This is a genomic window from Geobacillus thermocatenulatus, assembly GCF_002217655.1.
Classification (GTDB): Bacteria; Bacillota; Bacilli; order Bacillales; family Anoxybacillaceae; genus Geobacillus; species Geobacillus thermocatenulatus.
On the sequence record NZ_NEWK01000002.1, the window covers coordinates 988,689 to 1,004,048 of the forward strand.

Genomic DNA, 15,360 nt, shown 5'->3' on the forward strand with positions numbered 1-15,360 from the left:
TCACACCTCTTTCATGTTTTTGAACGCCTGCGCCAGATCGGCGATTAAATCATCCGCATGTTCGATGCCGACCGAGAAACGGAGCAGTCGGTTGCAGACGCCGTTGCGGATGCGGATTTCCTCAGGAATGTCCGCGTGCGTTTGCGTCGCCGGGTATGTGATGAAGCTTTCGACTCCGCCTAAGCTTTCCGCGAACGTAATGAGGCGCAAGCTTTTTAAAAACCCATTCACCCACTTTTCATCGTCAATTCGAAATGACAGCATTCCACCCCTTCCTGGATACAACACATCCGTGACATCCTCATGTTCGCGCAAAAACGCGCTGATGCGCTTGGCGTTTTCTTCATGCTGGCGCATCCTTAGGGCCAGCGTTTTCATCCCGCGAATCAATAGCCACGAATCAAACGGCGACAACACCGCGCCGATGGCGTTATGGTACTCGGCCAACCGTTGACAGAGCTCCTCGCCTTTGGCGACGACAAGGCCAGCCAAGACGTCGTTATGGCCGCCTAAATACTTCGTCGCGCTGTGGATGACAATATCGGCGCCTTGTTCGATTGGGCGCTGGAGCACCGGTGTATAGAACGTATTGTCGACAATCAACAACAGCCCGTGCCGTTTGGCGAGTTCGGAGACGGCGGCAATATCCGTCTCCTGCATCAGCGGGTTCGTCGGCGTTTCCAAGAAAATGGCTTTCGTTTTTTCCGTTATGGTTTCTTCCACTGCATCGAGGTCAGCAAAGTCAACGTAATGAAACCCAAGACCGTACTTGCGCCAGCCGCGCTCAAACAGGCGGTACGTCCCGCCGTAAAGGTCGGCCGATACGAGAAACTCGTCTCCGCTCTGAAACAAGGCGAGCACCGTCTGAATGGCGGCCATGCCGGAGCTGAACGCATAGCCTTGGTCGCCGCCTTCGAGTTTGGCGATCGCTTCTTCGACGATTTTGCGCGTCGGGTTGCCGGTGCGGATGTAGTCAAACCCGGTCGACTCCCCGATGCCGGCATGGCGATAGGCCGTGGAAAAATAAACCGGCGGGTTGACCGTCCCCGTCACCGTTTCGCTCCGGTTGCCAATTTGCGCTAACAACGTCTCCAGTTTCTCCATCTCATCTCTCTCCTTCTGCTGAAAATTCCATCATGGATCAACGGCCGACCACTTAACGCCCAACGAAACGGCGCTGTGGGTCAGGCAGCGGCCAAGCGCCTTGATCCTCGACGCCTCTCGGTTGAGGGAGCGGCCGCTTGAGTAAATAAAAAAAGTCTTCTAAGAAGAAGACTTTTCCATACGCACATGGTCATGCTTCTTCTTATCTGCCGAATTGAATGCTCAATTCGCTGGATTTAGCACCTGGCCGCCGGGCGGCTGGTTGCTGAAGCTTCATTGGGCCAGTTCCCTCCGCTTCTCTTGATAAGAATGAGACGCGTATTCAATTTTTCTAATTTTAATAAAAAATGTAGCGCATTCCCCCCGTTTTTGCAAGCCATTTTTTTGTGAATGGCACGATTCGGCAAATTCGCAAAAAATTCGAGCCCTTCGTTAACATCTTTTGGCGCAAATATGTTACAATAACAGATGAACTTACGCTTTCATGGAGGATGGTCATGGCGACAGCAACAGGAACGATGCGCGACTGCAAGTTGTACAGCGGAGAGCTGCAAGAAGAAATCGAACTGCTCGTCTACTTGCCAAGCAATTTTTCGCCGCTTTACAAATATTCTTTATTAATCGCGCAAGACGGCAAAGATTATTTTATGTATGGAAAAATGAAAACCGTCATCGAAACGCTGATGGCAGAAGGAACAATCGACCGGACGATCGTCGTCGGCATCCCGTATCGGAACGTCAACGACCGCTACGAGAAATACCACCCGGAAGGCCGAAAGCACGAAGCATACCTTCGTTTTTTAGCCCATGAACTCGTCCCGTTTTTGGACCGCGAACTGCCGACATACCAAATGGGCAAAGGCCGGGCGCTGATCGGCGATTCGCTCGGCGGAACGGTGTCGCTTCTAGCCGGGTTGTTGTATCCGCATACATTTGGGAAAATCGCCATGCAGTCCCCCTATATCGATGACTCGGCATTGGCGCGCATCCGCTCATTCCGCGATCCATCGCTCCTTTCGCTTTACCATTCTGTTGGCACAGAGGAAACAGCGGTGAAAACGACGGATGGCCATGTGCGCGATTTTATCACCCCGAATCGAATGGCGCGGGACTTGTTTATGGAAAAACGGTTTGCTTATACGTACCATGAGTTCGAAGGCGGCCATGCGTGGACGTATTGGCAGCCGGATGTACCCCGGGCCGTAGCCGCTGTTTTATCGTTATAGGACAAAACGGAGCAACTTCAAAGATGTCGAAGCCGCCGCATCCATTCCGTGCGTTTCCTGCGCGTGGAAAAAGAACTGGTTCAAGGAGGGAAAACAAAATGAAGTACGGCATTGTGATCTTTCCGCCAAAACGGATTCAGGACTTCGCCAACTCGTACCGGAAACGGTACGACAGCCATTACGCCCTCATCCCGCCGCATATTACGCTGAAATACCCATTTGAAGCGGATGAGGAGCAAATAAAAAAATGGCGAAAGAGTTGCGCCGCATTGCGGCGGAAACACCTCCCATTCCGATCAAAGTGACGAAATTCAGCTCGTTTTACCCGACAAGCAACATCATTTATTTAAAAGTGGAGCCAAACGACGTGCTCGAGCGCCTTCATGAACAACTGCACAGCGGCTTGTTCGCCGGAAAGCCGGAGTTTGTGTTCGTGCCTCACATTACGATCGGCCGCGATTTGCCGGGCGCAGAATATGCGGACGTCTACAGCCAGCTGAAGCTGCAAGAGGTGCACTTCGAGGAGATCGTCGACCGCTTCCATCTTCTCTATCAGCTGGAAAACGGCTCGTGGACCGTCTATGAAACGTTTATCGTCGGAGGAAAGGAAACGGTGTGAAATGAACGTTGCGATTGGCACAACGCAAGATCGCGCTTTGTACGAAGACGCCTTGCGCGTCCGCCGGATTGTATTCATCGAAGAGCAAAACGTGCCGGAAGAAGAGGAAATCGACGCATTCGAGGACGACTCGTTCCACCTCGTGTTGTATGATGACACAACCCCCATTGGCGCCGGGCGGCTCCGTTTCATTGACGAAGGCGTCGGCAAAATCGAGCGGATTTGCATCCTGCCGTCCTACCGCGGCCGCGGCGCCGGACGGATGGTGATGGAAGCGATCGAACAGCTGGCGAAAACAAAAGGGGCGAAAACGGCGAAACTGAACGCCCAGACGCACGCGGAACCGTTTTACAAAAAGCTCGGCTACACGACCGTCTCCGGTGTCTTTATGGACGCTGGCATTCCACATGTCACGATGGTGAAATCGCTCGAATAACCAGCTGATTGAACGTCCTTCGCCTACATGGCATCAAGTGCTGGGGGATCTGTAGACACCTTTTCTTTTGCTTAGGCAGAGAGGGCAAAAAAGGGAGCTGTGCACACGCAAGCTCCCTTTCGCTTATTTTTTGTTGTTCAGCATATTGGCAATGGTATTGAAATCAATTTGCTTGCCGTTATGGACGATGGCCTTGACGATTTGGTCTTCGAGCTCCTTTGGCACTTTTCGATTAGCGATTTGCGCCACCCGTTTCACGACTTGGCGCACCGTTTTTTCATCGCTGAAATTGGCGTTTTGCAGCGAGTTGGCGAGCTCAAAGACATCTTTCATATTGACACCTGTTTTCTTTTCGATGTTTTTAAAAAATTGCTGATCCATCGTTCCGCCTCCTTCTCCCTTCTATATCGTATGATGCCACCGCCTCAGCGTGCATCAATATGGAAAGAAAAATACGAGCCGCTCCGTGGCGCCGAAACGGCCCGTATCCCATTCGCTTTTTCCGTTAGGCGACAAATGCCGCGCCGACAATAATCAACAAAATGAACAACACGACAATCAGCACAAAGCCACCGCCATAGCCACCGCCATAGCCGTAGCCGTAGTACGGAAATCCATAGCCGCAGAAGCCCATCATGATGCACCTCCTTCTTTGTTTACTGTATCGTATTCATCCGCGCATCGAGACGTATGGGCGCAAGGGCATTTTGTCATCCAAATCGGCGGAACAGCTCGGCAAATTCCCGCTCCTTCTTCGCAAACCATTGCTCGATGTAGTCCAAGTTGCCTTGCACACTTTTTAAAAATCCATTGTTCAATTTTTCGATTTCTTGCAGCTGTTTGTTAAAGTCCTTTCCCCATTGTTCAAACAGGCGGATGAACGTTTCATGCCCTTCTTTGCGCGACGCAACCCAATTTTCGAGCGCTTTTTCCAACTCTTTGCTCACACTTTCCCCTCCTTTCTTACTGTTGTATGCAAAAACGACTGCCCGAGGTGAAGGCGTCCCCGTTCTTTTTTTGCCTTGCCATATGGTAAAGTAAAGATGAACGGCAACATGAAAGGGAGGGAACGAATGTGAGACAAATTGAAACAGTTGAGCAATTCGAGGCGGCCATTTCCGGCGATAAGCCAGCAATTATGAAGTTTTACACAACTTGGTGTCCAGACTGCGTGCGCCTCAATATGTTCATCGATGACATCGTTCGCGACTATGGACAATATGATTGGTTTGAAATCGACCGTGACCAGTTTCCGGAACTTGGCGAGAAATACCAGGTACTTGGCATCCCGAGCCTGTTGGTCTTCCGCAAAGGAGAAAAAATGGCTCATCTGCACAGCGCTGACGCCAAAACGCCGGAAGAGGTGCGCGCCTTTTTGCAGTCTCTGCCAGAGTAAGGCGGGCCGGCGCCCTTGCGTCGCCAGAGAAGAAGGGCAACAAAAAGAGGCTGTCCGAGAAGGAAGTTTTCCTTCCCGGACAGCCATGCGAATGAACAGACAGCTCCTTATGGATCGACGATTGTGGAAACGGAAGCTGTCAATATTCGATTTCGTCGTAGTCTTTCGGCTGGCGCGTCAGCTGCGGGCTGTCAAACATGAATTCAATCGAGATTTCCTCATCGGTCGTCCGCGTTTGCTCGGAGCGCCCATTTCGTTTCAATTGGATTTGAATTTCCTCATCCGTCGTTTTTGTCCGTTTCTCTTTCATCGTCTTTTCCTCCTGTGTCATCAGTTTCGCAAGAGCGGTTCGACTTTTTGCACAAGCTCCGCCATTTTTGCGGCGTTTCGTTCATACAGCGCCTTCGCCTCTTCAGAGTTCGTCTGCAGTGCATACAACTCCAAATCAGCCTGCACTTTTTTCATCGCGGCCAAGAGCAGCTTTTTCTCCTGTGGCTCGGCAATTTGGATCTTATCATCGTACAAATCGATCGTCAGCTGTCCGTATGAATCGACTTGGGCGAGAAACACATTTTCAATCGCCACTCCTTGTTTGTCAAGCTGTTCCTTCAGCCAGCCGCGGCCAAGCCCCATCACAGCGAGCGGCTCATCCAAAATCATGCCGTCCATGATGACCGTTTGCGGCTCTTTTTCCCGCGGCGGGTTTGGGAACACGTCGCCGACGGTGAGCGGCTGCTTTTCCCGCTTCAGCAACACGTTCAAGTCGCCGTTCGGCTCAAGCACCGCAAACTCGACGTCGGCGACACGAAACACATCTTTTTTGCGCAGCTGTTCGAGCAGCTCGTCAACCGTATATTTCTCCCGTTTCAAATTTTCCTCTAAAATTTTGCCGTTTTTAATAAAAACCGTGGAGTTGCCCTCGACAAAATCGCGAAATTTCTTGTTGCGCAGCGAGAGTCGAGCGACAGCCACTGGAAACAGCGACCAAATCAAAATGCTGGTGATGCCTTCTTGCAGCGAAATTCCTAAGTCGACCGACATCGTTCCAGCGATATCGCCGACGGTAATGCCGACGATGTATTCAAAAAACGACAATTTTGATAATTGCTTTTTGCCGAGAATGCGGGTGATCACAAACAACCCGATTAAAATGCAAATCGAACGAATGGCGGTTTCTAACCATATAGGCATCGATCATGCTCCTTACTTTCCGTGATATTGCGGCTCTTCGAACTCGAGCCGGCCGATCCGGTCTTTGATGTCCGCGATGATCTCCTCTGTCGCAAGCATCGCTTCATGAAACGTCCGCTGCGCCGTTTCATCTTGAGAAGTGAGCGCCAGCTGTTGCAGCCCAGCGTGAATGCCTTTTAAGCTCGCCAACGTTTGTTTCACCTGTGAAACAACGGTCATGGAAGATCCCTCCTATCCTTTCGGGCGGAACAAGAGCGCCCCGATAAACCCAAAGACGATCGCCGCGGAGATGCCGGCGCTCGTCACTTCAAACATGCCGGTCAATACGCCGATAATGCCGTGTTTTTCCGCCTCTTGCATCGCGCCGTGAACGAGCGCGTTTCCAAAGCTCGTAATCGGAATCGTCGCCCCGGCGCCGGCAAAATCAATGAGTGGCTCATACAAACCGAATCCATCCAAAATCGCCCCGACAACGACGAGAATCGTCAACGTATGCGCAGGTGTCAGTTTAAACACATCCATCAAAATTTGCCCAATCACGCAAATCAGCCCGCCGACGACAAACGCCCAAAAAAACATAGCCAACACGCTACGCCTCACCTCCATACTCGATCGCCACCGCGTGGGCGATGCATGGAATCGTCTCGTTTTGCTGGAACGATAGCGGCGACAATAACGCTCCTGTCGCGACTGCCAAAATGCGCTTCAGCTCGCCGCGGAGCATCCGTTTGATGAGATGCCCGTAAACGACGACAGCAGAACAAGCCGCCCCACTTGCGCCGGACAAAACCGGCTGCCCATCGCGGTAAATGAGCAGCCCGCAATCTTGGTAGCACTCTTCATCGATGTCAATGCCGTGCTGACGCAGCAAGTCAAGGGAGACTTGGCGTCCGATTCGCCCTAGATCGCCGGTGACGATCAAATCGTAATACGATGCATCGATTTGCCTATCGCGCAAATGCGCCTCAATCGTATCGACCGCCGCCGGCGCCATCGCTCCACCCATGTTGAACGGGTCGGCAAGCCCCATATCCACAACGCGGCCGATCGTCGCTGCCGTCACGCGCGGCCCGTCCCCTTTCGGGCTGACGATCGCCACGCCAGCTCCCGTTACTGTCCACTGCGCTGTCGGCGGCTTTTGCCCGCCGTATTCCGTCGGGTAACGAAACTGTTTTTCGACAGCAGCATTGTGGCTTGAGGCTCCGGTTAATATATAATCTGCCCCGCCGTAGTTGGCAATAAAAGCGCTTAGTGCCAGCCCTTCCATCGAAGTGGAACAGGCGCCAAAAACACCAAGATACGGCATGCCGAGCGTTCGGGCAGCAAAGCTTGTCGGGGTCATTTGGTTGATCAAGTCGCCGGCGATGAGAAATTGCACGTTTTCTTTCTCCAGGCCGGCTTTTTCCATCGCCTGAAACGCTGCTTCTTCTATGAGCACGCGGTGCGCCTTCTCGTACGACTCCTCTCCGAGCCATAAATCTTCATGAAGAAGATCAAAGTCTTCCGCGAGGCGGCCGTTCGCTTCAAACGGCCCGCCGACGGCAGCGGTCGCGATGATCGCCGGCTTGTTGGCAAACACCCATGTGCGGTGTCCTTTCAGCATTACAATCCCCCCCACTGGGTCGCAATCGTTTTGACAAGGGCGATGACAAAGGCGGCAAACGTACCAAACAAAATGACAGAGCCGGCAAGCTTAAACATGTTCGAGCCGACGCCTAACACAAACCCTTCCGTGCGGTGCTCGATAGCGGCGGAAATGACGGCGTTGCCAAACCCTGTCACCGGCACGGCGCTTCCCGCCCCAGCGAATTGGGCGATCCGGTCATAAACGCCAAGCCCAGTTAAAATCATCGACAAAAAGACCATCGTCGCCACCGTCGGATTGCCTGCCGTTTGCTCGGTGAAATCAAAGAAGTACATATAGAAATAAGAGATCGCCTGCCCGATCGTGCAAATGATTCCGCCAACGAGAAACGCGCAAACACAGTTGCGAACAATAGGACGCTTCGTTTCCCGCTCTTTTTCGAATAAATGATATTCCTGCTGAACCGGGGTCAGCTTTTTCCGTTTTTCATTCGCCATAATGACACCTCTTATGTTTGCTCTTTGCTTAGCTTTTCAATGCGCCTGATTTCCCGATTGACTTTTCGTTCATCCCAACGCCGGTGATCCATATTGGCTTTCAGCTGTTTCGTCTTCCAAAAAATTTTCAAATCGCTCGAGGAAACGACATGGTAGCCGAGAAACATGCCACGCAGTTTTTGATCAATATCTTTCTCGATTTGTTTTCGACTCCACCGCTTCATATGGGGAATTTGATAAGCAATGAGCAACCGATCCCCGCTGTTGACTGCCACCACATCCCGAACATCGTCGCGCCCGCGCAAATAGCTGACCGCCCGCTCGGCCGGACCTTGGTTCAGTTCCGCATGTTTTGCCGTCCCGGACGTTTGGGTTCTCAGCAGGTTTGCCCCTTGCAGCGATTGTTTTTGTTCCGTTTCTTCTTTGGCGCAGCCGCCGACCACGATCATCGCAACGACGGCCGCCAACCACCATTTTTTCATCTTCATCAACCCATTCGTTTTTATGTATTTCCGCCAAGTCGGGAAAGGTCGGCGTGCTGTGCCAACCTTTCCGTCTGAACCATCCCCATTCGCTTCAGCGAAGGTTATGGTTGTTTATATTGTGGCTCTTCGTTTTGAATTTCTTGCATGCGCCCATTCACCAAATCAATGACTGCCTGCGTTTGTTGGGCAGCTTGTTGGTAAAGCTGTTTTGCGGCTTGGTTTTCGGTTTGCAAAGCAAACGTTTCGAAGCTCGCTTGAGCCGATTTTAACCCCGCCAAGGTTTGTTTCACTTGTGTTGCAACCGTCACAATGGATGTCCTCCTTTATGGTGTAAGATGGGGGTGACAATGTTTAGAATGGTTTTTCGCCGCCAAATTATAATTGTCATTTTCAGCAAAACGTTCTGCCGCCTCTCCAGCCTTTCCAGGCACGAAAAGGGCGCCTTCTGCAGGCGCCCATGCGGTTTACGACTTGTCATCAACTTTGTCGGAATAACCGCGGCCAAGCGACGGGTTGTTTAAAATGCCGGCCATCACCAAAATGCTTAATAACGCATGATACAACTGTTCATACTTGCCAAGGTCGATGTCGACGCCAAACGTCTCCAGCGCCAGTACGACAAACGACCCGACCCCGAGCCAAAGCCCGTAATTTTTAAAACGCTCCACCGTTTGCGTCCCCCATTTGCTTTATGGCTAGATCCACGAGAACGGTCTCCGTTCTCCTTCGTTTCGATCATGGCCTCCTTCACCATGTTCTTCCTTATCCCGGTCCCGAACATCTTCAACGGCTTCCATTTCCGTATCATCGCGGTGCGGGAACAACCATGGATCGCGGATGCGGCCGCGCGGCATAATGACGATGTCATCGGCATGAATGATCAATTTATCGACATGAATCACTTTCGCTTTTTTCCGATCCGACATGCCCTTCCCCCCTTCCTTTCGCCTAGTTGCACTGTTAGACTATGCAAGGAGGCGAAGCGAAGTATAGGCATCTCTCACAGATTTCCGTTATTTCTTCTTGATGACGGCTGGCCGACCACATCCGCATCCGCTCGGACGCCGCACAGGCTGCGTTGTCGAAGAAAGCACCCTTGTCACCGGTTTCGACGGAGTAGGCTTCTTCATTCCTCATCCCTCCATCCCGAAAAAGTGTAGCCCTCGCCGATCAACCAATTGATGTTCAAGTCCATTTCCGTACGATTCGTCTCTAATCGAAACGGCATAAAAACAAACCATGTCTAACGGCGAAAGAAAAAGCGAGCGGCTACTGCTATTGTATGGCTTGGCAAGCCAAGGGTGCTTCTCATTTTTCGTTTCGCTCCGGGTGTGGCATGATGGCATTTTCTTGTCTCAGTGTGCGGAAAAACCAGCTGTCCGGCCGTTCGTCCTCATCCGTCTTGCCCGTTTTTTCGCTCCATGGCGATTGCAACAGCTGGCGGCGAAGCTCGTCATTTTCCTTCGCCAGCTGTTTGAGCTGCTCGTAGCGCTTGGCGCTTTGGTAAGCCAGTTCCTTTAACACAATGTTTTCGGCTTCCACCTCTTTCAGCCGGCGCTCCAGTTCCGCCAGTCGCTCAGCAAGCCGCTGTTCACCTGTCCCCCTTCTCTCTTCATTCATCGCCCCGTGTTTATCTTTCATCATTCGACATCTCCCCCTTTGATTCATCGTTGGCTGCACCCACCAGCAAAAAATCCGCATCTGTCCCAACACATTTACCTAATCCGTTCCATAGTATACAGTAGTCCCAAACCACCAGGCGTTGGGGAACAACTGAACGATAGGAGGAACGAAGAAAAATGGGTCATCATCACCGTCGCGATACAGAAAGAGTATGCATCAGAACGCGCAAAATTTACGACTGGGTGACGCGCCAAGTCGATGTGCCATTGCGAAGCTTCAGCGGCGAGGATTTGGAAGCGATTTTCCCGATGAATCACTGCCATCGGGAAGGAACGATTTGCGATTTTTTGGGAGCGCAACATACAAACCCGCAACACTTGACGATCCGCTGCTTCCTGACAGACGCCGACGGAAACCCGATCGACTCGGTCGTTGACCAGGACGCCTTGATTTGCCAGGAAATTACGCAGCCAAACGGACGGCAGTCCGTAAACGTCACCCTTCCTTCTGGGGAAACGGTGACGTTGCAAAAAGTCAAAGCGCTCATCAAAGGGCATGTCGTCGTGCAAATTGTCAGCCCAGCCGGCACGGTCATTTGCCAATCGAATCCAATTCCGTTCGCTACCGCACAAACGTTCATCTTGTGCGCCCCGGAAGGCACGCAGCTCAACTGCCATATTTCGTTCTTCGAATGCGACACGAGCCTAGTCTGCACAGACAACTTTGCACAACTTGATGTTTCCATCACCTTATGCCTTGAAGTCCAAGTGGAAGCTGATGTCAAAATCGAAGTCGAAGCTCGTTTCTGCCAACCGCGCGAAGAATTGGCCGAAGTCGTGCTTTGCCCGACAACCAAATTCCCGCCGCAATGCCCGGACGTATTCCCGGCCATGTAGCGTCCTGCACCGTTCAGGCTGTTGTTCCAACAACAGCCTTTTTTATATGGCATGCGCCCGCAATGGATACATAAGATGAGAATGGAAGGGGTGGAAACCGTATGAAAAACAAAAACGACCAACATCTCCGTCTGCAGCAACAAATCATCCACTACCGGTCAGAAGCAGCCTCATGCCGGCAACAAATGCAGCAACTGGAGGCCGAGTTGGCCAAGGAAAAAATGCGCAGCGCCTATTTGAAAGAGAAGCTGCGTGAAGCAGAAACAACCAACGTTGAAACGTACAAGAAAAAAATCGCCGCCTTGGAACGCCAGCTTCTGTTGTGTGAAATTGCACTCGAAGAAACGCGATCCAGCACCTCCAAAGAGACACAGACACCAGTGTTGGAACGAGCTGCCGCTGTGTCGTCGTTGTTTCACTACTCTGTCGTCATTCCGACGCATCTTGACGAGGAAGAGCTGACCATCATCGGCGATTTCATCATTCGCAATCACGGAACAGCGCCGCTTCACCATTTGATTGTCTGTCTCCGCCTTTCGCCTCCAAAAACGGCGGTGCTCAGCGGGAAAATGGTTTTGCCAAACAGCGGACGGGCCGAGCAGGAAGCGCGGATCTCCAATAGCGCGGAAAGCTGGACGTTCACCCAAGAAAACTGGCGGGAAAAAGTGCGGCAAAGCGGGGAATACTGGCTTGCCCCGCTTTATGACGCCCCGCTTGAACCAGGCGAGGAGCGGCGCTTTTCCCAGTTTGAAATCACTGTTCCCCCGTCCAGCAATGCCCGCTCATTGACGGTTGATGGATTCGTGTATTGCGCAGAACTGCCAAAGGGCGTTCCTGCCGCCAACCATATTGCCATTCAATGGTGACCCACTCGTTTTCCGCCTTCATGCCGACCAGCGGCGCACCTGCTGTTTGGGCCGGCCATTTTGGGCCGGCTCCGCTATTTCCTATTTCAAACAATAGCAGTTGGACGTTTCCTTCCATCAACGTCATCCCGACAAGCTGCGCGGCTGTTTTTGCATCACCGGCTGGCGACGGCTTGACGACTTCCATCCACACCGCCCATTCCTTCAGCGAACGTTGCCCAACCAGCATCAGCGGTTCGCTGTCCATTTTTTGGCCAAAACGACGCCCGCCGGCATCCCTCATTGGCTGTGTCATGATCTCAATAGCCGCCTTTCTCCTTACGACAGCCATTTACTGACGATCGTCTCCATGATCGCCGCCCCGCCGGCAATCGCTAGAAGCATAATGAGCGGCTCAAAAACATTCGGCCAAAGCATTAGGCCAGTATAACAAAACGCCGCACACCAGATCCCCGTGCACCAATAGCAGCTCAGCAGTTCGCCAAACCAGCGACGCAGCCCGCCTCCCTTGAAAGAAAGAAATACTTGTTTGCTTCCGTCTGGAAGTTCCTGCTCCGTCCATTCGTGAAAGGGACGGCGAATCCAGGCGGTGATCGCATCATATACAATCAGCCTTGTCAGGCGAAAGCTGGCTAAACAAAGAAGGACAAATGAAAATGGATCGTCCATGCTCCCCTCCCCCTTTCCGTCGGTCATGACCGCTAAAAAACCGATTACCTCTCCGTCGTTCTAACTTGGCAACCAGTGAATTCTCTTTGCCGCGGACGTTTGCCCAAACGCTCTCCTAAGCCAATCATATGATGGAGTATAGGTTTTTAACACAAGGGACAAGAAAGGAGGCGAAGCGATGTACCATGTCTTTTTCAACCGACGCCCAACCCGACCCCGCCTTCCCCGTGCTCTTTACGAACAGCTGACCGCGCTTCCACTCAACACTGAGGTTAACGTGCACACCACCAACGAGACGCATTACAATGCGCTTTTTCTCGGCTTCGAGCCGCGGACGAACAACGTCTCACTGTTGGTTGACCGCTTTTATAAAGACGGGGGGCGCTCCCTTGCGATCGATGCAACCACAATCACCGCAATCGATCTCCCTGTTTCCATGCGGCCGGCTTCATCCGCTGATTCGGATGACGAGGAAGAATAACCAAGAAAGAAAGCACAGCCGGCTGACGCCAACCAGCGCGGTCGGCGCTTATTTTTTTGGCGACGCCGTTTTCTCATTGACTAGTACGCTTGTCTATACATTCTCTTCTCGTATTACATACACTTTTATCAATCGACAATGGATGCTAGGAGGAACTGATCTTGGCTTCGAAACGATCTCGCTTGTTGTTTGACATTTTAAGCCGTTACGACCTGACTGGAACTGAAGTCGATATCATGAAGGAACTGAAAAAAGAAAAAGTATGGCTTGTGCGAAACAAAAAAACGAGGGAACGGTACGTGCTGAAACGGCTGAGCGAAGACAAAACGAATTTTCCGATTTTGCTTCATTCAAAGCTGTACCAAGAAGGATTTCATGTCCCAAAAATCTTCCAAACGAAAACAGACCAATATTACATCCACCGAAAAGGCCATTACTACTATTTGATGGACTACATCGTCCCAAGCGGAACGAAGCCCTCTTTCCAACAACGGATCGAAGGGCTCGCCCGCTTTCATGCTCACAGTCTGTTTGCCGATTGGGCCGGCCCCTGCCCTTCATCGTTTCCGGAGCCGAAAGACGTGCTGAGCGCACATCGGCAAAAAGCAGCACAGTTAGAGGAGCAGGCAAAGGCCATCGATCATAGTGACGCTCTTTCTCATATAATGGAACAGATGGCTGGAATCGCGAATCAAAGTTATGCATGGCTTGAAAAAAGCAATCTAGCTGATTTTTGCCGCTCAGCGAAAGAACGAAAGGCCATTTGCCACGGGGATTACAACAGCAACAACCTTTTATTGGCGGAAAACCACGAAATCATGATGATTGACTTTGACCTCGCCTACTATGGTCTTCCGCTTGATGATTTTCGCTTTTTGCTTATTTCTTTGACGAAAAACCCGAAAAACGATGCGGTAAAACGAACGGAGCTGCTATTTGACCTTTATTTCTCCGTTTGTTCCCTGTATGCTCCATACAAAAGTGTCTATTTGGCTGATGCCATGTTTCCGCACGTGTTTTACAGCGAAACGGTCGGCCAAGAAAAGCAAAAGCGGGCGGTAAACAGCCCAGCGTCCTTGGACTTGCTCACCCGCCTCGCCGAACAGGAAACAAAAAAATTCGCATTCTTGTCCGATTTTCTCAAAAGCGAGGGATAGAGAAACATGAAACAAACGATCGCCCACTTTCTTCATGAAAAAATGAAAATCAATCAACGTTTTATTTACAACCAAATGGTTCATTTAAAAAAATACCGCCCGATCATGATTGGGTCATTCGCCGATGACAGCAGCCATCCGTTTCCTCTCATCAACTATTATCACCTCAACGACATCGAAGATTTCGGCCGCTTCGCCAAAGAACAAAATATCGTCGCGATTCATGCTCACCATGGAAAGCATGCCGTCGAAATTCTCCCGTTTTGCATCGCCCATCGCATTCCGCTTGTCGTCAGCATCCGCGGCCGCGATGGATCGGCGAAGCATCAAAGCTTGCGGCGCAATCAAAAACGGTACCATTTGCTCAAACAGCACGGGGCGCTCTTTCTTCCTGTCTGCCGCTATCTTGCCAATGAACTGATCACGCTAGGCTTTCCGCCGGAAAAAATCCAAGTTCTCTACGGCGGCATCGAGCTCGATTTATTTCCGTACCGGGAACGGACGATTCCGGAGAACGGAGACATCATCATTCTCTCGATCGGCCGGCTCGTCGAGAAAAAAGGGTTTTTAACGCTCGTGCGCGCCTTTTGGCGCGTGCATGCGGTTCATCCGCGCTGCCGCCTCCGCATCATCGGCAGCGGCAAAGAGGAAGAAAACATCCGCCGGCTTGTCAGCGAGCTGAAGCTCGATCCGTTTGTCGACCTGCTGGGTGCCATGGATGCCGCTTCAATCGCCCGCGAAATGGAACGCGCCCATCTATTTTGCCTGGCGAGCGAGACCGCTTCAGACGGAGACATTGAAGGCATCCCCAACGTATTGAAAGAAGCGATGGCAAGCGGGCTGCCGGTCATCTCAACGAATCACGCCGGCATCCCCGAATTGATCGAACACAAACGCACCGGCTATCTCGCACCAGAAAGAGACGACCTTGAGCTAGCGAACGGCATTGGCTTTTTCCTGGAACATCCGGAACGAATTCCATCCTTCACGAAAAAAGCGCGCAAAGTGATTGAACAGCGGTTTGATATCACAAAACAAATCAAGGTGCAGGAGCGGTTGTATGATGAATTCATCAAAAAAACCAGGTAATGGTCACCTGGTTTTTTGTTGCTCCGTTTTCTTGTCCCAT

General features: G+C 51.6%; 24 protein-coding genes, 2 pseudogenes and 1 riboswitch. Of the genes and pseudogenes, 9 read left to right on the forward strand and 17 right to left on the reverse strand.

Annotated elements, in window-relative coordinates; translation table 11 throughout:
• Positions 1–1,104 carry a methionine biosynthesis PLP-dependent protein gene (locus tag B9L19_RS13835; protein ID WP_025948634.1) on the reverse strand — a complete coding sequence of 368 codons (1,104 nt, stop codon included), beginning with the start codon at positions 1,102–1,104 and terminating at the stop codon, positions 1–3.
• 199 nt (positions 1,105–1,303) lie between these two features.
• A riboswitch (SAM riboswitch) is annotated at positions 1,304–1,414 on the reverse strand.
• 187 nt (positions 1,415–1,601) lie between these two features.
• On the opposite strand from B9L19_RS13835, the gene B9L19_RS13840 reads away from it, so the two are divergent.
• The 3 genes and pseudogenes from B9L19_RS13840 (at position 1,602) to B9L19_RS13850 (ending at position 3,385) form a co-directional block, all read left to right on the forward strand.
• Positions 1,602–2,330 (forward strand): alpha/beta hydrolase, encoded by a 729-nt coding sequence (locus B9L19_RS13840; RefSeq protein WP_047753505.1) that lies wholly within the window; start codon positions 1,602–1,604, stop codon positions 2,328–2,330.
• 98 nt (positions 2,331–2,428) lie between these two features.
• Positions 2,429–2,949, forward strand: a pseudogene (locus B9L19_RS13845) (YjcG family protein).
• Between the two features lies 1 nt (position 2,950).
• On the forward strand, positions 2,951–3,385 hold the full coding sequence (locus tag B9L19_RS13850) for a GNAT family N-acetyltransferase (protein WP_025948636.1): 435 nt from the start codon (positions 2,951–2,953) through the stop codon (positions 3,383–3,385).
• A gap of 123 nt (positions 3,386–3,508) precedes the next feature.
• Here the strand turns inward: B9L19_RS13850 and spoVIF are convergent, their stop codons facing one another.
• From spoVIF to B9L19_RS13865, 3 genes are all read right to left on the reverse strand, one after another.
• Positions 3,509–3,766: a sporulation-specific transcription regulator SpoVIF gene (gene spoVIF / locus B9L19_RS13855; protein WP_011230363.1), complete on the reverse strand. Its 258-nt coding sequence runs from the start codon at positions 3,764–3,766 to the stop codon at positions 3,509–3,511.
• Between the two features lie 124 nt (positions 3,767–3,890).
• A complete protein-coding gene (locus B9L19_RS13860; protein ID WP_071880143.1) occupies positions 3,891–4,019 on the reverse strand; it encodes a YjcZ family sporulation protein in 129 nt (42 codons plus the stop codon).
• Positions 4,020–4,095: 76 nt separating this feature from the next.
• On the reverse strand, positions 4,096–4,332 hold the full coding sequence (locus B9L19_RS13865; RefSeq protein ID WP_015374185.1) for a hypothetical protein: 237 nt from the start codon (positions 4,330–4,332) through the stop codon (positions 4,096–4,098).
• A 113-nt stretch (positions 4,333–4,445) separates the two neighbouring features.
• Here B9L19_RS13865 and B9L19_RS13870 point away from each other — a divergent pair.
• Positions 4,446–4,781: pseudogene (locus B9L19_RS13870) on the forward strand (thioredoxin family protein); the annotation flags it as partial.
• A gap of 139 nt (positions 4,782–4,920) precedes the next feature.
• Here the strand turns inward: B9L19_RS13870 and B9L19_RS19095 are convergent.
• The 11 genes from B9L19_RS19095 to B9L19_RS13920 form a co-directional block, all read right to left on the reverse strand.
• Complete coding sequence (locus B9L19_RS19095; RefSeq protein ID WP_167372788.1) at positions 4,921–5,091, reverse strand: hypothetical protein; 171 nt, start codon at positions 5,089–5,091, stop codon at positions 4,921–4,923.
• A 20-nt stretch (positions 5,092–5,111) separates the two neighbouring features.
• On the reverse strand, positions 5,112–5,972 hold the full coding sequence (locus B9L19_RS13875; protein WP_025948638.1) for a DUF421 domain-containing protein: 861 nt from the start codon (positions 5,970–5,972) through the stop codon (positions 5,112–5,114).
• A 12-nt stretch (positions 5,973–5,984) separates the two neighbouring features.
• Entirely contained in the window at positions 5,985–6,191 is a 207-nt protein-coding gene (locus B9L19_RS13880) for a DUF1657 domain-containing protein (RefSeq protein WP_025948639.1), read from the reverse strand.
• 12 nt (positions 6,192–6,203) lie between these two features.
• Positions 6,204–6,560: a stage V sporulation protein AE gene (gene spoVAE / locus B9L19_RS13885; protein ID WP_013146042.1), complete on the reverse strand. Its 357-nt coding sequence runs from the start codon at positions 6,558–6,560 to the stop codon at positions 6,204–6,206.
• A 1-nt stretch (position 6,561) separates the two neighbouring features.
• Positions 6,562–7,575 carry a stage V sporulation protein AD gene (gene spoVAD, locus B9L19_RS13890; protein ID WP_025948640.1) on the reverse strand — a complete coding sequence of 338 codons (1,014 nt, stop codon included), beginning with the start codon at positions 7,573–7,575 and terminating at the stop codon, positions 6,562–6,564.
• Positions 7,575–8,054 (reverse strand): stage V sporulation protein AC, encoded by a 480-nt coding sequence (gene spoVAC / locus B9L19_RS13895; RefSeq protein WP_015374180.1) that lies wholly within the window; start codon positions 8,052–8,054, stop codon positions 7,575–7,577. The genes spoVAD and spoVAC overlap by 1 nt, the downstream gene beginning before the upstream one ends.
• Before the next feature lie 11 nt (positions 8,055–8,065).
• Positions 8,066–8,542 (reverse strand): YhcN/YlaJ family sporulation lipoprotein, encoded by a 477-nt coding sequence (locus B9L19_RS13900; RefSeq protein ID WP_025948641.1) that lies wholly within the window; start codon positions 8,540–8,542, stop codon positions 8,066–8,068.
• Between the two features lie 98 nt (positions 8,543–8,640).
• Positions 8,641–8,847 (reverse strand): DUF1657 domain-containing protein, encoded by a 207-nt coding sequence (locus tag B9L19_RS13905; protein ID WP_025948642.1) that lies wholly within the window; start codon positions 8,845–8,847, stop codon positions 8,641–8,643.
• A gap of 156 nt (positions 8,848–9,003) precedes the next feature.
• Positions 9,004–9,207, reverse strand: coding sequence for a hypothetical protein (locus B9L19_RS13910; RefSeq protein WP_025948643.1), 204 nt, complete (start codon positions 9,205–9,207; stop codon positions 9,004–9,006).
• 27 nt (positions 9,208–9,234) lie between these two features.
• Positions 9,235–9,465 (reverse strand): hypothetical protein, encoded by a 231-nt coding sequence (locus B9L19_RS13915; RefSeq protein WP_011230350.1) that lies wholly within the window; start codon positions 9,463–9,465, stop codon positions 9,235–9,237.
• 382 nt (positions 9,466–9,847) lie between these two features.
• Positions 9,848–10,183: a spore coat protein regulator protein YlbO gene (locus B9L19_RS13920; RefSeq protein WP_047753506.1), complete on the reverse strand. Its 336-nt coding sequence runs from the start codon at positions 10,181–10,183 to the stop codon at positions 9,848–9,850.
• 155 nt (positions 10,184–10,338) lie between these two features.
• On the opposite strand from B9L19_RS13920, the gene B9L19_RS13925 reads away from it, so the two are divergent.
• A complete protein-coding gene (locus B9L19_RS13925; RefSeq protein WP_025948645.1) occupies positions 10,339–11,058 on the forward strand; it encodes a BMQ_0737 family morphogenetic spore coat protein in 720 nt (239 codons plus the stop codon).
• Positions 11,059–11,159: 101 nt separating this feature from the next.
• Entirely contained in the window at positions 11,160–11,924 is a 765-nt protein-coding gene (locus B9L19_RS13930) for a hypothetical protein (protein WP_025948646.1), read from the forward strand.
• On the opposite strand, the gene B9L19_RS13935 is transcribed toward B9L19_RS13930, so the two are convergent.
• Positions 11,812–12,219 (reverse strand): hypothetical protein, encoded by a 408-nt coding sequence (locus B9L19_RS13935; RefSeq protein WP_075261344.1) that lies wholly within the window; start codon positions 12,217–12,219, stop codon positions 11,812–11,814. The genes B9L19_RS13930 and B9L19_RS13935 overlap by 113 nt on opposite strands.
• Before the next feature lie 23 nt (positions 12,220–12,242).
• Entirely contained in the window at positions 12,243–12,593 is a 351-nt protein-coding gene (locus B9L19_RS13940) for a DUF1360 domain-containing protein (protein WP_013523186.1), read from the reverse strand.
• 178 nt (positions 12,594–12,771) lie between these two features.
• On the opposite strand from B9L19_RS13940, the gene B9L19_RS13945 reads away from it, so the two are divergent.
• The 3 genes from B9L19_RS13945 to B9L19_RS13955 all read left to right on the forward strand — a co-directional run bounded on the left by B9L19_RS13945 (position 12,772) and on the right by B9L19_RS13955 (position 15,320).
• On the forward strand, positions 12,772–13,074 hold the full coding sequence (locus B9L19_RS13945) for a hypothetical protein (protein WP_047753507.1): 303 nt from the start codon (positions 12,772–12,774) through the stop codon (positions 13,072–13,074).
• Positions 13,075–13,235: 161 nt separating this feature from the next.
• Complete coding sequence (locus B9L19_RS13950) at positions 13,236–14,231, forward strand: aminoglycoside phosphotransferase family protein (RefSeq protein WP_047753508.1); 996 nt, start codon at positions 13,236–13,238, stop codon at positions 14,229–14,231.
• Between the two features lie 6 nt (positions 14,232–14,237).
• On the forward strand, positions 14,238–15,320 hold the full coding sequence (locus B9L19_RS13955; RefSeq protein WP_047753509.1) for a glycosyltransferase: 1,083 nt from the start codon (positions 14,238–14,240) through the stop codon (positions 15,318–15,320).
• The last annotated feature ends 40 nt before the right edge of the window (positions 15,321–15,360 follow it).

What these genes read in the sequence shown, in the direction of transcription:
- B9L19_RS13835 (WP_025948634.1), bottom strand. Translation starts at nt 1,104, where the DNA reads ATGGAGAAACTGGAGACGTTGTTAGCGCAAATTGGCAACCGGAGCGAA.
- B9L19_RS13840 (WP_047753505.1), top strand. Translation starts at nt 1,602, where the DNA reads ATGGCGACAGCAACAGGAACGATGCGCGACTGCAAGTTGTACAGCGGA.
- B9L19_RS13850 (WP_025948636.1), top strand. Translation starts at nt 2,951, where the DNA reads ATGAACGTTGCGATTGGCACAACGCAAGATCGCGCTTTGTACGAAGAC.
- spoVIF (WP_011230363.1), bottom strand. Translation starts at nt 3,766, where the DNA reads ATGGATCAGCAATTTTTTAAAAACATCGAAAAGAAAACAGGTGTCAAT.
- B9L19_RS13860 (WP_071880143.1), bottom strand. Translation starts at nt 4,019, where the DNA reads ATGGGCTTCTGCGGCTATGGATTTCCGTACTACGGCTACGGCTATGGC.
- B9L19_RS19095 (WP_167372788.1), bottom strand. Translation starts at nt 5,091, where the DNA reads ATGAAAGAGAAACGGACAAAAACGACGGATGAGGAAATTCAAATCCAA.
- B9L19_RS13875 (WP_025948638.1), bottom strand. Translation starts at nt 5,972, where the DNA reads ATGCCTATATGGTTAGAAACCGCCATTCGTTCGATTTGCATTTTAATC.
- B9L19_RS13880 (WP_025948639.1), bottom strand. Translation starts at nt 6,191, where the DNA reads ATGACCGTTGTTTCACAGGTGAAACAAACGTTGGCGAGCTTAAAAGGC.
- spoVAD (WP_025948640.1), bottom strand. Translation starts at nt 7,575, where the DNA reads ATGCTGAAAGGACACCGCACATGGGTGTTTGCCAACAAGCCGGCGATC.
- spoVAC (WP_015374180.1), bottom strand. Translation starts at nt 8,054, where the DNA reads ATGGCGAATGAAAAACGGAAAAAGCTGACCCCGGTTCAGCAGGAATAT.
- B9L19_RS13900 (WP_025948641.1), bottom strand. Translation starts at nt 8,542, where the DNA reads ATGAAGATGAAAAAATGGTGGTTGGCGGCCGTCGTTGCGATGATCGTG.
- B9L19_RS13915 (WP_011230350.1), bottom strand. Translation starts at nt 9,465, where the DNA reads ATGTCGGATCGGAAAAAAGCGAAAGTGATTCATGTCGATAAATTGATC.
- B9L19_RS13920 (WP_047753506.1), bottom strand. Translation starts at nt 10,183, where the DNA reads ATGATGAAAGATAAACACGGGGCGATGAATGAAGAGAGAAGGGGGACA.
- B9L19_RS13925 (WP_025948645.1), top strand. Translation starts at nt 10,339, where the DNA reads ATGGGTCATCATCACCGTCGCGATACAGAAAGAGTATGCATCAGAACG.
- B9L19_RS13930 (WP_025948646.1), top strand. Translation starts at nt 11,160, where the DNA reads ATGAAAAACAAAAACGACCAACATCTCCGTCTGCAGCAACAAATCATC.
- B9L19_RS13935 (WP_075261344.1), bottom strand. Translation starts at nt 12,219, where the DNA reads ATGACACAGCCAATGAGGGATGCCGGCGGGCGTCGTTTTGGCCAAAAA.
- B9L19_RS13940 (WP_013523186.1), bottom strand. Translation starts at nt 12,593, where the DNA reads ATGGACGATCCATTTTCATTTGTCCTTCTTTGTTTAGCCAGCTTTCGC.
- B9L19_RS13945 (WP_047753507.1), top strand. Translation starts at nt 12,772, where the DNA reads ATGTACCATGTCTTTTTCAACCGACGCCCAACCCGACCCCGCCTTCCC.
- B9L19_RS13955 (WP_047753509.1), top strand. Translation starts at nt 14,238, where the DNA reads ATGAAACAAACGATCGCCCACTTTCTTCATGAAAAAATGAAAATCAAT.